This window comes from Methylomonas sp. LL1 (assembly GCF_015711015.1).
GTDB lineage: Bacteria > Pseudomonadota > Gammaproteobacteria > Methylococcales > Methylomonadaceae > Methylomonas.
In genome coordinates, this window is sequence record NZ_CP064653.1 from 3,082,269 (window position 1) to 3,096,470 (window position 14,202).

Sequence of the window (14,202 nt, forward strand, 5' to 3'; positions counted from 1 at the left end):
ATGTCTATCAGGCCGGCCGTTCGATAAATTCTAGCGCGTTGCCGTCCCTGTCCCGGCAAAACAAAGCCTTGCGTCCGGAAATACTCATCGTATAAACCATGCCGGCCTTGTCCAGGTCTGCGCGCAAGGCGTCGACCGAACTGCAATGCAAAGCCACATGCCGATCGCGTCCGCCATGTGCGGGGCGGCCGGTCGTTGGATCGGGATTATCCAGTTCCAGTAAATGAATCTGCTGTTCTCCGATTTGCAGCCAGGCACCCGGAAAAGGTAGGGGGGGGCGCTCGGTGGGTTGCATGCCCAATATATCCCGATAAAACCGCAAGGATTGCTCGGTATCCGACACGATCAGGCTGGCATGATGAATGGTGAGATTGAATTTAGACATGATAACGGCCCGTGGTTTAACGCGCGCGGATTATAGCGCGACTGAGAGTTTCGCCCGACCGGTTTTCAGCCAGTCCAGACTTTCCGAAGTATTGCCTAGTGGTTTGTATTCCGCCCCCACCCAACCTTGGTAGGGCGAATCGGCTATCAAATCGAACAATTGCTCGAAATCGACATCGCCGGTTCCTGGTTGGCCGCGGCCGGGACAATCGGCAAATTGGATGTGGCCGACTTTATCGGCATGCCGGGCTAAAAATGCCGCGCAATCTTCCCCCATCCGGCTCATGTGGTAAACATCGTATTGCAGGCGCAGATTGGGATGATTGATTTCAGCCAGTAACGACAGCATCTTCGGGCTGCCGTCGACGATAAAACCCGGCATATCGTGGCTGTTCACCGCTTCGAACACGGTCGTCACGCCGACTCCGGCAAACGTATCCGCGGCAAGGCGCAAATTGGTTTTAAAAGCTTGCAGATACTCATCCAGACGTTGCGGATTCAGGCAACAACCGGGCAAGACGTTGATCGCCTCAGGCTTTAACAGCCTGGCATAGGCTAGCGTTTGCTCTACCGCCGCCTCGAATTGCACCCGTTTCTCAGGCACGGCCGCCAAGCCTTCGCCGCCCCGCAGCAGGTTGTCGGCATCGACATTGAACAGCACTAGTTTGAGATTATATTCATCCAACGCGGCCCGGATGTGTTCGGCCGGCAAGTCGTAGGGAAACTGAATTTCCACCGCATCGAATCCGCATTCCTTCGCGGCCCGGAAACGTTCAAGCAACGGCAATTCGGTGAACAGCAGACTCAGATTGGCGGTGAAACGCAGCATCAGACTTTCCGGTAAAGCTTGATCAAGGTCGATGGATCTTGCTCCAAAAATCCCCGGCCACCATGCAATTGCATCATTTGGGCCGCCAAACCGGACATCGGTATCGCATTGCCCTGCTCGGCCGCCAATTCGACGGCCATGTTCAAATCCTTTAACAGGGTTTTGACTCGCCATTTCACCGGCTCGAATTGATCCGCCGCCATTTCCGGGCCGATGATTTGCAACGGTTTGGAATCGGCAAAACCGCCAGCCAAGGCTTCCGGAATTTTTGCGCTATCGACGCCAGCTTGTTGAGCAAGCGCCATCATTTCCGCGATCACCAACACATTACAACCGACGATCATTTGATTACAGATTTTTGTGGTCTGCCCGCTGCCGACCGGGCCCATGTGGGTCAAGCGACTATATAAAGGTTTCAATACTTGGCGGGCCACGGCTATATCTTCGGCATCGCCGCCGGCCATGATGGCCAATGTGCCTTGTTCGGCACCGGCCGTACCGCCCGACACCGGCGCATCGACCCAGTGCATGCCCGATTGTTTGAGTCGGACCGCCAGTTGCCGGCTGGTTTCCGGATCAATACTGGATAAATCGATCACTAGTTTGCCGGATTCAGCGCAAGGTAATATCTGTTGTTCGACTAGGGTTTCGACCACGGCCGTGTCGGCCAGGCACAACAAAATCACATCCGAACGCATCATCAGTTCGGCGATGTTCTCGCATACCCGCGCGCCGCCCTGTTCGAGCGCCGCCAGTTTACCGGCACTGCGATTCCAGACATTGACCTCGAATCCCGCCGCCAGCAGGCGCAAGACCATGGGCTTGCCCATCAGGCCGATGCCGATGAAGCCGAGTTTATAGCGTTGTTGCGTCATACTTATTCGTACAGGGCGTCGCTCAAATCCGGCGCTTGCGGCAAGGTTTCCTTGGCTATGCGCTGACCGTAATCGTGGCTGGTGCCGCCGGCTGGAGCGTGACTCTTGATCAAATTGGCATGCACGATATTAAAAGCTTTGTCGAAATCGGCATTGATAAAGCCGCGAGATAATTGCTCGCAGATATTGTAAAGCGCCGAATAATGAATGCTCTCGCCGGATGAGCAGCTATTGATCTTATCCGCCAGCACCCGCATCACCGACAACACCGATCCGTCCTGGCGCCAACGTACCGATGTCGCGATCACATCATCGCCGCGACAGGCAATGGCCGCCAAGGCGTTATAAGCCAGATCCACCAGTCCGGCCAATATCTTGGCCAAGTCGCCGGCGGTAATGGCTTTGAAAGTCTCGCTGCCGCAATCCATCAACAAGGCCTGGCGCATGACAATATCCATGTCGGACAAATGAGTGGTTTCCGGGTAATCGGGTTGCTCGATCCCGAATTGCTCGTGAAATGCTCTGACCAGTTGCAAATGTTTGTTCATGACACACCCCCAATCAATATAAATTGATCAGGCATGGTACAGGGTGAAACTGAAAAGCGCAAAAACCAGGCTTATGAAGTTCAGGTTTTTTATCGGGCAAAACCAACCGCGGTGTGCGAAGCGGGCGGAGATTTCTCTGCCCGCTTCGCGTCAAATAGCAGGCAAATCCTAAATATCGAAGTCCAGTTCAAAACCGCCGTAGGCGAATAAGGGCATGCCGGGACGTGGACCGTAGGGTTGACGTGAAACGATGTACTGTTCGTTGGACGCATTTTGTACGCCGCCGAGCACCTTGACGCCTTTGGCAACCTTATAATAGGCGGACACGTCCATGATCACGTATTCATCGGTTTTGCCGAAACGGGAATCCGGCGCGCCTACACCATTGAGTTGCTGATCGGTATTGTTGGCGCTGGTAAAGGTCTCGCCGACATAATTAGCCGCCACTTCGACCCCCCATTTCTGGAAGTGCAGCCCACTGCCGAAACTCAGCGCATACTCAGGAATATAAGGCACTTTGTTGCCTTTCTTGCCGTAGCTGAATATCGATTCGGCATCGGTGGACGCGGCATCGTTCAGTTGTTCGGTATCGGTATAGGTAAAGGATAGGAAGTACGGATTACGGAAGCCCCAACCCATGGCTTCGCCGGCATCGAAGTTCATCGCCAACTCGACACCTCTAGTATCGACCATGCCGAAGTTTTCACTCGCCCCGGTTCCGGTACCGCCGATGCTGCTGACCACCAACAGATTTTCAAACTGGGTGTAAAAACCGGTCACTTCGGCACTGAAAGCACCGTGCGTATAGCGACTGCCTAATTCATAGGCATTGCTGGATTCTTCATGCAACTTATCGACCACGGCATTTTGCGGGCTGGGCGGCGAAAATCCGCGATGGGCACTGGCAAACACCATCAAATCGTCGTTGAAGGTGTAATCCAAACTACCGCCACCCGCATACAGATCAAGCGAACTTCTGCCGTTGGTGTTGGGACTAAGATTATTGACATATTCTTGATTCAAATGCTCATAGCGGATACCGGGGGTAAAGCCCCAATTTCCCAACTCGATTCTATCCTTCAAATGAAAAGCATATGCATTGGTAAGCCCTGAGCGGTCATCCTGGCTGCCTGGCGCGCCCACTACGCTATTGGTAATGGTTCCAGTGGCTGATTGTGTATATCGGGTGTCATGCTGAAAACGAACCTCCTTATCCTCGTGATAACGGAAGCCCCCATTTAATTCGTGATGCGTTTCCCCCAGATCGAAGCGATACGTCGCAACGTTTTCCACTCCGGCGGCATAATAACTACGATTATTATCCCGTACCGTGAAATTACAAGCGCGCGTTCCCTTGAGGCAGGCCAGATTGTTAAGGTTGGTGACACTGCCGCCCGCCAATGCCTGTGCCCACTGGTTACCATCCAACTTGGCCCAATTCCGATCGAATTCCCTGTAATAAGCCGTGGTAACGATGTCCAGATTATCGGTCGGAGACACGAAATAGCGGGCAAAACCGCCGATTTGTTGGCTTTCGATATTGTCGAACCGCGTCGCCGCATAACGACGGTAAGGATCATTCTGGAAATCCTGCTCACTCAAGCCCAAATAAGTCTCGTCAGCGTCCATGCTGGAATAGCCGAATTTGACTTCCAGTTTCTGATACATCGCCGTATCGGGCTCCCAGGACAGGCGCAGCATGGGTTCGGTTTGCTGGAACCCCGTCTCGTCGCCATTGCGAAAATCCGGCGTGGTGTCGATGGTTTTGAAACCGTCGGAGCCACGATAATAACCCTCGACCAGATACCCCACCTTGCCATGCGCGGTATCCAAGGTATCGCCGACAAAACCGTGAGCCCGAAACTCGCCGTAACTGCCGTATATGGTTTTTAAATAGGCTTTACCTTCATAGGGAATAGGCGTGGACTGATAATTCATCACCCCGCCGGTGATGTGCGGGCCGTATTTGATCTGGCTGCCGCCTTTCAAGACTTCGACGCCGCTCATTCTGCCGCCGGCCGGATTGAAATAGGCCGCGGGCGCGGAATAAGGCGCCGGCGCGATCATCACACCGTCTTCCATCACGGTGATTTTTGCGCTACGGGTAGTATCGACACCGCGGAAGCTAATATTCGGGAATAAGCCGAAACCGTCTTCCTCGCGAATATTCACGCCTGGCGCCTTGCGTAGAATCCGATTGATGTCGCTATAGCTTTGGTCGCGAATTTCCTCGGTACCAATATAAGTAGCCGATGCCGGCAGATCCTTGACATCTTCCGCATCACCAACCACGCTGACCAAATCCAATGCCTCGGCCTCGGCATTCTTTTCGGCGGCCTGCGCCGCTGTCGTGGAAAGCCATATCAGCGACATAGCCCCGACAAGTCGTTTAGATTCGAACATATCAATCCCCGTTAAGTCATTGCAAAATGTAAAAACATGTAAACATGGGTCACATGATACATTTGACATCAATGAGAATCAATATCATTTTCATGCAAAGGGAATTTACTTTCCCATCGCTATTTACCTACAACCGAAACCTCCAAAGATTGCTTATCGGCAACCCTGGAACTCGTTCCGAAGAAATATGGCAGTTGCTAGTCTTTTAACTTTTCGGGCCAGCCCCGCAACGAGCAGTGGTTCTGTGCTATCGGCAACCGAATGATAGCCTCATCTATTTCTGGCTGACCTCGGCCTCCGCAATCAAAGCCTGCTTTTTCATCCGAGAGAGCTTTTTAATCGTACTTTCCCGCTGACTGGCGCTGGCGCGCGTGAAGCCAGTCTCGCGATAAGCAATTGCCAGTGGTCTTCGGCCTCTGAAAAATTTTGCGCCCTTCCCGGTCTGATGCTGACGAAACCGCCTTTCAACGTCGGTGCTGATACCGGTATACAAGCTGCCATCACTGCATAAAATGATATAGACCGACCAATTCGTCCGCATCGAATCAATCAGCGGACTTATTCAGCCACAAATTCACCCCGGCCGCCGCCATCAAACCGACTGCGATATAAGCGTAGCGAACGATAAAAATCAGCAAACCGCTCTGGTTATGAATGGCGGCGTCCTTGACACCCGGTGTCACAATCAGACTCCACAACAGCGCCGCCAAAAAATACACCACCACGCCCGATACTCCCCATGAAACCGGCGGACGTCCTGAACGCGATGCCGTGCTGTAAAACCAAACCCCAACCACTGTTGCCGCAATAACTCCCAACATAAAACTATCCCCCAACTTGTTTCATTGTGAACCTGATCGGCTTATGCCCAGATTAGCCAAGCTGTCGGCCCGTTCATTGCCATCATGACCGGCATGGCCTTTTACCCAAATCCATTCGATCGTATGTTGCTGAATGGACTGATCCAATCGACGCCATAAATCTTCATTCTTGACCGGTTTATTCGCGGCCGTTTTCCATCCGCGTTTCTTCCAGTTACTCATCCATTCGGTGATACCTTGCAACACATATTTTGAGTCGGTGTGTAATTTAACCGCGCACGGCCGATTCAAAGTTTCCAACGCTTGTATCGCCGCCATCAATTCCATTCGGTTATTCGTGGTTTGCGGTTCGCCACCGCACATCTCTTTTTCCTGCCCCTTGTAAGCCATGCAGACCCCCCAGCCACCCGGTCCCGGATTGCCCTTACAAGCGCCATCGGTATAAATCGTCACAATTTCAGTCATGTTGTCTTTCTGTCTTGAGTAAATTCGACTCCAAGCCCATATTGGCGGTCACCAACTTGGTTTTACCTTGGGTAACCGGGGTCAGTGGAATCAACGAATATTGCCTTTTTACCGCTTTTAAACCATAAGCCATCGAGAAAAAAGCGCTTGCCGCCGATGCGAACCCCCCATGAGTAATGATGAAGGTATCCAGTCCAAATTCGGCCGTGTTCAATAACTCAAAATTTAATAATTTGAGCCAATCCAAAACCCTGGCTCGCGACATAAAATGCGCTCGCCAGGATTCCCCCAGTTTTTTATCCCATAAAAACTGAAATCGCACATAGAGACTGATCGGATTGAAATTCAACACGACCAACTCGCCGCCAGGCTTTAAAACCCGATGCACTTCCCGCATCGTCCGAAAACGATGCGCATCAAATTCCAACAGATGCGGAATAATCACCAAATCCATCGATTCGGTCTGGACAGGCAAACTGTAGGCTTTGGCGTTCACCTTCAGAGCCTCCCCGGCGCCCATGCCCTTGCCATCGAGAATCAGATAATTTCGATACAAGGAACAATCGACGAATTCGCCCTCCCAGCCCAGCCCGCCGACTTGCAGCTGTTTTTGCTTGCAGCTAACGGTGATGCAGCGCTTTAGATACTGTGCTTCCATGGTCTGCAACAGTTTGCCGCGCGGCGTTTGATATAGGGTAAACAGAAATTCTCTTTTCATTGGATACTGCCCAAATGGGTAGGTTTTTTGGCTTTCAGGCGTAAGCCATGGTAGCATCTGATTCTTTTATTTTACGAGTAAAGACAATGCCCCGCTCAATTTCAAAAAAATCGGCCCGACATCTGTCCTATCTGCTGCCTGTTTTGCTGGTAACTGGATGTAGCCAAACGGCTCATAAAGACCCGCTAACACAAGGCTCAACCAGTAAATTCTCGGTTTTCACCCGTAATCACAACAGCCATCTTTCCAACAAAAAATCGGGCGAATTAAAAGATAACGCCACCATTTGGGATCGGATGCTGTCGCTCTATGCACTACCCGAAATCGATAATGCTCGAATTGATCGCGAGATCAGTTTTTATCTAAAAAATCCCGAGTATTTGAGCCGGGTTCAGCAACGCGCCGAGCCTTATTTATACTTCATTCTCAACGAAATCGAAGCCAAAAACATTCCCGGCGAGATGGCATTGCTGCCCGTGGTCGAAAGCGCCTTCAGACCGGATGCCGAATCACCGGCCCAGGCTTCCGGACTTTGGCAGTTCATTCCGCCAACCGGCCGCCTCTACGGGCTGGAACAAAACAGTTGGTATGACGGCCGCCGTGACGTCGTGGAATCGACCCGGGCCGCCACGACCTTTCTGAAACAACTCAGTGAAGAATTCAATAACGACTGGCTGTTGGCGCTGGCGTCATACAATGCCGGCAAGGGCAATATCCGGCATGCGATAGATAAAAACCTCGGCCAAGGCCAAGCCACCGACTACTGGTCGCTGGACTTAAACAGCGAAACCGCGGCTTACGTCCCCAGACTATTGGCAGTTGCCAAAATTTTCGCCAATCCGGAAAAATACAATGTCAATTTACATCGGATTGCCAACGCACCCTATTTCGAACTGGTTGACGTTCAATCCCAAATCGACTTGAGCAAAGCCGCGGAGATGGCGCAAACTCCGCTGGACGATTTCATTAAATTGAATCCCGGATTCAACCGTTTAAGCACGGCCCCGGACGGTCCGCACCGTCTGCTGATTCCGGTTGAAAAGGCCGATGGCTTTAAGGAAAAACTAGCCGAATTGGCCCCGCATGAAAGAATCCAATGGGAGCACCATGCCGTCGGCAAGAGAGAAACGCTGCAAAGTATTGCTCAAACACATCACACCAGTGTCGAGCAAATTCAGGAAGTCAATCATCTGGATAGTGATGAGGTTGCCCAAGGTAAAACCCTGCTGATCCCGATGTCGTATAAATCGTCCAAGGGGCAGTCCGAGTCGGCAGTCGCCTCTTCCGAACCACAAACACCGCCGCCACCGCAGGTCAGCAAGCAGACTTATACCGTCAAGAAAGGCGATACCCTTTGGAGCGTCTCTCAACGTCTATCAGTGGACAAAGACGACATCCTGAGCTGGAACAAACTATCCAAAAAAGCCGCCTTGAAACCCGGCCAAAAACTGACTATCAAGAAAACCGGCGGCAACATTCAGGTGGCGTCCACCGCGCCAAGCTTCAAACAAATCAGCTATACCGTCAAACCCGGCGATACCTTGGCGAAAATTTCCAAAAAATTCAAAGTCAACGTCACCGATATACGCAAATGGAACAACGTGCCTAAAAACCGCGCCGAAATCAAACCCGGCTCGAAGTTAAAAATCACGGTCGAAACCGGCCAGTCTTCATCGTAAGACACCGTTCCCAAGAACGCAAAACGGCGTGGTCATCATAAACTGGCCACGCCGTTTTGCGTTTCAACATAGCGGACAAATCCCCCGATCCCCATTGCCCATGCGGCTCGCATTATCGGCCACCATCAGAAATGGGGCACGCGTCATGGTTACCGCATTAACCCGCCATTCCGCCTAATCCTGCTTTACAATAACGGCATGAACACCGATGCCGCTAACGTCAAATCACTTTTCCCAGATCTCTCCGAAACCGATCTCGATTTGGTTAACGCCGCGTTGTCGTTGGTCGAACAGGCTTGTGCAAACGATTCGGCCGCCGGTAGCAGCGCCCGCCCTCGTGGCATTGACGTGGCCAGCATTCTGACAGCCGTCCATATCGACCTGTATTCAATTCTAGCCGCCGTACTGAGCGATTCACGGCTTGAAGGCCATGCGGACCAGGCGTCCATCACCGCGCAATTCGGCCCCGTGGTGGCGTCGTTGGTCAAGGACGTGCAATGGCTGAATAAAGTCAGCATTTATAATCCGGAAATGGCTAATCAGCCCAACCAGTCGGAAATTCTGCGCCGGATGTTGCTGGCGATGACCCACGACGTGCGTTCGGTGTTGATCAAACTGGCTTACCGCATTCAGCGCTTGCGGGGCTTGGGCCGGGAAAACGAAGACATACGCCGCTTCATCGCCCGCGAAACCCTGGATATTTACGCCCCCCTAGCCAACCGTCTCGGCATCAGCCAGTTCAAATGGGAACTGGAGGATTTGGCTTTCCGCTACTTGGAACCCGAACGCTATCGCGGCATCGCCCAATCCTTGGCCGACAAGCGGGTCCAACGCGAAGCCTGCATCGAGACTTTTCTGCATGACTTGCGTCAAGCCTTAGCCGAACACCATATCGACGCCAAGGTCTATGGCCGCCCCAAACACATCTACAGCATCTGGTGCAAAATGCGCCGCAAGCAACTGCCCATCGACGAACTCTACGATCTGTTGGCGGTGCGGGTAATCGTGGACGATTTGACCGCCTGCTATACGGTGCTGGGACTGGCGCACGGCCAATGGCAATATATTCCGAAGGAATTCGACGACTATATCGCCAATCCCAAGGAAAACGGTTACCAATCGCTGCATACCGTGGTGGTCGACAAGCAAGGCAACCGTATCGAAATCCAGATTCGCACCCGCGCCATGCACGAATTCGCCGAGTTGGGGGTAGCCGCGCATTGGCGTTACAAGGAAGGAGGCCGGCACAATGCCGCCTCGGAGAAAAACATCACCTCGCTGCGCCTATTACTGGAAGATCGCGGCCACGACAATCTGCTGGAAAGCTTTCATACCGAACTGTTTTCCGATCGGGTTTTCGTATTAACTCCGACCGGCAAACTGGTCGACCTCATCAAAGGCGCCACCCCGCTGGATTTCGCCTACGCGATTCATACCGACATCGGCCACAGTTGCCGTGGCGCCAAGGTCAACGGCCAGATCAAACCGCTAACCTATATTCTGCAATCCGGCGAACAAGTCGAAATCATTTCCGTCAAAAACGGCCACCCCAATCGTAATTGGCTCGATCCGAATCTGGGGTATTTGAAAACCCCGCGCGCCATCGGCAAGGTCAAAAGTTGGTTTAAACATCAGGAATACAGCGACAACATCGCCGCCGGCAAAAGTCTGCTGGACAAGGAAAGCAAACGCCTGGGCCTGAAACACATTGAGCTGAACGACCTGCTCAAGCACTTCAAAATGCCGGATGCCGAACACCTGTATCAGGCATTGGGACGCGGTGACATCAACAACCGGCAGCTGGCCAGCGCATTAAAAATCCCGGAACTGGCACCGGTCTCGTTCAAACTGACCGCGCCCAAAACCAGTCCCCAATCGGCCGTTACCGTGGCCGACATGGATAACGTGGTCACCACCCTGGCGCACTGCTGTTCACCGGTTAACGGCGATCAAATCATCGGCTTTATTTCGCACAAACGCGGCATCACCATCCATCGGGTCGACTGCGACAATATTCTGCACTTAACCCCCGAGCAACAAACTCACCTGCTCAAGGCGGAATGGAGCGGCAGCCACAGCGCCCGGCATAACGTACCGATTGTGATCGAAGCCCTGAATGCGCAAAACCTGCTGATTGAGGTCTCGCAACTATTGCACTACGCCAAGGTACAGATTACCGACGCCTCGCTAAAAACCCACGCCGACCAGTCCGCGACCCTGACCATGCAAATCCAGATCGAAAACACCGCCCAGTTGAGTTCGGTGCTGGGCCGTATCAGCCAATTACCGAATGTGGCCGAGGTCAAGCGTAAGGTCTAAAACCTAATAAGTTGACTTGCCGGGAGAGCCACTCTCGCCACTGACTTGCCCCACGTTTCAGCCAAGTTTCAAATCGATTTATTCATCCCTCCTTGAAAAATCCCTTCCTCGTCCCCAACTCGCCCCAGTCCCGTTTTTTTAACTTGCATGAGTGTAAATATGACTGTTGAAGCAAAAAAAGAAACCTTGGGTTTTCAAACCGAAGTGAAGCATCTGTTGCATCTGATGATTCACTCGCTGTACAGCAACAAGGAAATCTTCCTGCGCGAGCTGATTTCCAATGCTTCCGACGCCGCCGACAAATTACGTTTCGAGGCGCTGGCCAACGACAGCCTGTACGAAGGCGACAGCGAACTGAAAATCCGCGTCGATTTCGACGAAGCCAAAAAGACCATCACCATCAGCGATAACGGTATCGGCATGACCCGGCACGAAGTGCAGGATCATATCGGCACCATCGCCAAATCCGGCACCAAGCAATTCTTCGAAAAACTGACCGGCGACCAAGCCAAGGACAGCGAACTGATCGGCCAGTTCGGCGTCGGCTTTTATTCGGCCTTCATCGTCGCCGACAAAGTCACGCTGACCACCCGCAAGGCCGGCGCGGCGCATGAAGAAGGCGTGCGCTGGGAATCGGCCGGAGAAGGCGACTACAGCATCGAAACCGTCGATAAAGCCGGACGCGGCACCGAAATCGTGCTGCACATCAAGGAAGGCGAAGAAGAGTTTTTGAATAGCTGGAAGCTACGCTCCATCATTAAAAAATTCTCCGACCATATCTCCCTGCCCATCATCATGAGCAAGGAAATCCCGGCCGAGAAAGACGACGAAGGCAACGAAACCGCACCGGCCCGCGTCGAGGACGAAACCGTCAACAGCGCATCCGCCCTGTGGACCAAGTCCAAGGACGACATCAGCGCCGAGGATTACAACGAGTTTTACAAACACGTCGCCCACGATTTCCAAGACCCGCTGGTACACGTCCATAGCAAGGTCGAAGGCACCAACGAATACACCTTGCTGTTGTACGTCCCCGGCCGCGCGCCGTTCGACTTGTGGGACCGCGACGCCAAGCACGGCGTCAAGCTGTACATCAAAAAAGTCTTCATCACCGACGATGCCGAGCAACTGATGCCGCGCTTTTTGCGTTTCGTTCGCGGCATCATCGACACCGACAGCTTGCCGCTGAACGTATCGCGCGAAATCCTGCAACAAAGCAAACAAATCAGCAACATCAAGGCCGGCGCGGTCAAAAAAGTACTGGGCATGCTGGAAGACTTAGCCGAAAATGACGCCGAAAAATACCAAACATTCTGGGAACAATTCGGTAACGTGATCAAGGAAGGCCCGATCGAAGACCACAAAAACAAGGAGCGCATCGCCAAACTGCTGCGCTTCTCGTCCACCCATACCGACGACAAGACTCAAAACGTGTCGCTGGCCGACTACGTCAGCCGGATGAAGGAAGGCCAGGACAAAATCTATTTCGTCACCGCCGACAGCTTTGCCGCCGCCAAAAACAGCCCGCATCTGGAAGTATTCCGCAAGAAAGGCATCGAAGTCTTGCTGCTGTGCGACCGCATCGACGAATGGCTGGTATCCAGCCTGACCGAATTCGACGACAAACACATGCAATCGATTACCAAGGGCGAGCTGGACCTGGACAAATTCGACAGCGAAGAAGAGAAGAAACATCAGGAAGAAATCAACAAAGACTTCGAATCGGTGCTGAAACAAATACAGGAAGCCTTGAAAGACAAAGTCAGCGAAGTACGCGTCAGCCACCGTCTGACCGATTCGCCGGCCTGCCTGGTCACCGGCGCCTACGACATGAGCTTGAACATGGAGCGCATCATGAAGGAAGCCGGCCAAGCCATGAACATGATGGGCATGGGTGGCAGCAAACCGATCTTCGAGGTCAATCCGGATCACGCCATCGTCAAGGCGTTGAAAAACGAGCAGGATGATGCGCGCTTTGCCGACATCAGCCAGATTCTGTTCGACCAAGCCATCCTCAGCGAAGGCGGCCAGTTGGATGATCCTTCGGCGTTTGTGCATAAGTTGAATGGGTTGTTGCAGGGGTTGTTGAAATAACCTGTTTTTGATTGGAAAAGGCCGGGGAACCGGCCTTTTTTATGGTTGTTGTGCTAAAGTCGCCCTCTATATCCGTTAGTTTGGGATGATATACAGATCCATTTAATTACTTGTTGGGCGGTATAGGGAAAGTGGTACTAAGATGAAATACTACAATACAGAAATCAACTGGAAAGGAATTGGTGATTATATTTCAGCAGCACGAACTATCTCGCAGCATGGAACAAGTAATACATCTGGACCTCGAATCCATTGCCAAGGACTGGCGCTAGAGTTAGCGCTAAAATATTACCTTTGGGACAAGAATGGAGCCTATCCTGGAACGCATGACTTAGAGGCGTTGGCATTCAATAAATGCCAAGATCTTAATTTCTCTGACGAGGAAATAGTCGGAATAAAGAATCTAAATAGCCAATACTTAGTAGATGGGGAATTCCCATACCCATCTCGTTACCGTCCTTCGGCTGGGAGAGTTTTTGTGTCCATTTCTCAAGACGTTCTTGAGATAGTGATTTCAAAAATAATCCAAAATACTAGTCACCCGGAGTTAGTGAAACGTATTTTGGCAAGGTAAAAAATATAAACTTAACACTTATTGAGATTGAAATGAGAAAAATAATTTGTGAATATCGCCTAACGAATAAGGTTAGTCAGGTAGGTCACGTTGCCGCGATAGCGGTTACGTGACATTTCAAAGTCATGGGCCCAAAATTTGTCAGGGAACGCTATCGCGCACCCTGACCTACGCGACTTCCAAAATATTAATTGATTTCAAACTCCGTGATGGGTTTTCTCCCGTTATGCCGCGCCGAGCACCGGAGGGTTTGAGCGGGTCAGGACCATAGGATGTGCTGAACGAAAGTGAAGCGCATCGGTCGAGGAACCAAAAATTTATTTCGCTGCCGCGAAACCTAATTTAACGCCGGTTCGCGGACCGGCAACCGCGATACTTTTCTTTGGACGGCCAAAGAAAAGTATCCAAAAGAAAGGCCGCCCCATGCCGCTTAGCTCACTCAGCACATCCATGTGCCTCGCCCTTCGGGTGCGATGCATGCAAATCGGCTATC

The 14,202-nt window shown here is 52.1% G+C and carries 13 protein-coding genes; 4 read left to right on the forward strand and 9 right to left on the reverse strand.

What is annotated here, in order from left to right; all coding sequences use genetic code 11:
* Positions 1–7: 7 nt before the first annotated feature.
* From IVG45_RS14285 to IVG45_RS14325, 9 genes are all read right to left on the reverse strand, one after another.
* A complete protein-coding gene (locus tag IVG45_RS14285) occupies positions 8–385 on the reverse strand; it encodes a VOC family protein (RefSeq protein WP_196434476.1) in 378 nt (125 codons plus the stop codon).
* A gap of 30 nt (positions 386–415) precedes the next feature.
* On the reverse strand, positions 416–1,213 hold the full coding sequence (locus IVG45_RS14290; RefSeq protein WP_196434477.1) for a hydroxypyruvate isomerase family protein: 798 nt from the start codon (positions 1,211–1,213) through the stop codon (positions 416–418).
* Positions 1,213–2,088 (reverse strand): NAD(P)-dependent oxidoreductase, encoded by an 876-nt coding sequence (locus IVG45_RS14295; protein WP_196434478.1) that lies wholly within the window; start codon positions 2,086–2,088, stop codon positions 1,213–1,215. Before IVG45_RS14295 ends, IVG45_RS14290 begins: the two co-directional genes overlap by 1 nt.
* 2 nt (positions 2,089–2,090) lie before the next feature.
* Positions 2,091–2,636, reverse strand: a complete 546-nt coding sequence (locus IVG45_RS14300; RefSeq protein ID WP_196434479.1) for a nucleoside triphosphate pyrophosphohydrolase family protein — start codon at positions 2,634–2,636, stop codon at positions 2,091–2,093.
* Between the two features lie 168 nt (positions 2,637–2,804).
* On the reverse strand, positions 2,805–5,039 hold the full coding sequence (locus tag IVG45_RS14305; RefSeq protein WP_196434480.1) for a TonB-dependent receptor family protein: 2,235 nt from the start codon (positions 5,037–5,039) through the stop codon (positions 2,805–2,807).
* Between the two features lie 274 nt (positions 5,040–5,313).
* Positions 5,314–5,532: a GIY-YIG nuclease family protein gene (locus tag IVG45_RS14310; protein ID WP_230874594.1), complete on the reverse strand. Its 219-nt coding sequence runs from the start codon at positions 5,530–5,532 to the stop codon at positions 5,314–5,316.
* Positions 5,533–5,584: 52 nt separating this feature from the next.
* Positions 5,585–5,860, reverse strand: coding sequence for a hypothetical protein (locus IVG45_RS14315; protein WP_196434482.1), 276 nt, complete (start codon positions 5,858–5,860; stop codon positions 5,585–5,587).
* Positions 5,861–5,881: 21 nt separating this feature from the next.
* On the reverse strand, positions 5,882–6,325 hold the full coding sequence (rnhA, locus tag IVG45_RS14320) for a ribonuclease HI (RefSeq protein WP_196434483.1): 444 nt from the start codon (positions 6,323–6,325) through the stop codon (positions 5,882–5,884).
* Positions 6,318–7,043: a class I SAM-dependent methyltransferase gene (locus IVG45_RS14325; RefSeq protein ID WP_196434484.1), complete on the reverse strand. Its 726-nt coding sequence runs from the start codon at positions 7,041–7,043 to the stop codon at positions 6,318–6,320. Before IVG45_RS14325 ends, rnhA begins: the two co-directional genes overlap by 8 nt.
* An 86-nt stretch (positions 7,044–7,129) precedes the next feature.
* Between IVG45_RS14325 and IVG45_RS14330 the strand changes: the two genes are divergently transcribed.
* From IVG45_RS14330 to IVG45_RS14345, 4 genes are all read left to right on the forward strand, one after another.
* A complete protein-coding gene (locus IVG45_RS14330; RefSeq protein ID WP_196434485.1) occupies positions 7,130–8,722 on the forward strand; it encodes a LysM peptidoglycan-binding domain-containing protein in 1,593 nt (530 codons plus the stop codon).
* A gap of 198 nt (positions 8,723–8,920) precedes the next feature.
* The gene (locus tag IVG45_RS14335) at positions 8,921–11,041 is read left to right on the forward strand and encodes a RelA/SpoT family protein (protein ID WP_196434486.1); all 2,121 of its coding nucleotides are present in this window, start codon (positions 8,921–8,923) and stop codon (positions 11,039–11,041) included.
* 159 nt (positions 11,042–11,200) lie between these two features.
* Positions 11,201–13,135, forward strand: a complete 1,935-nt coding sequence (htpG, locus tag IVG45_RS14340) for a molecular chaperone HtpG (protein ID WP_196434487.1) — start codon at positions 11,201–11,203, stop codon at positions 13,133–13,135.
* Between the two features lie 142 nt (positions 13,136–13,277).
* A complete protein-coding gene (locus IVG45_RS14345) occupies positions 13,278–13,709 on the forward strand; it encodes a HEPN domain-containing protein (protein WP_196434488.1) in 432 nt (143 codons plus the stop codon).
* The last annotated feature ends 493 nt before the right edge of the window (positions 13,710–14,202 follow it).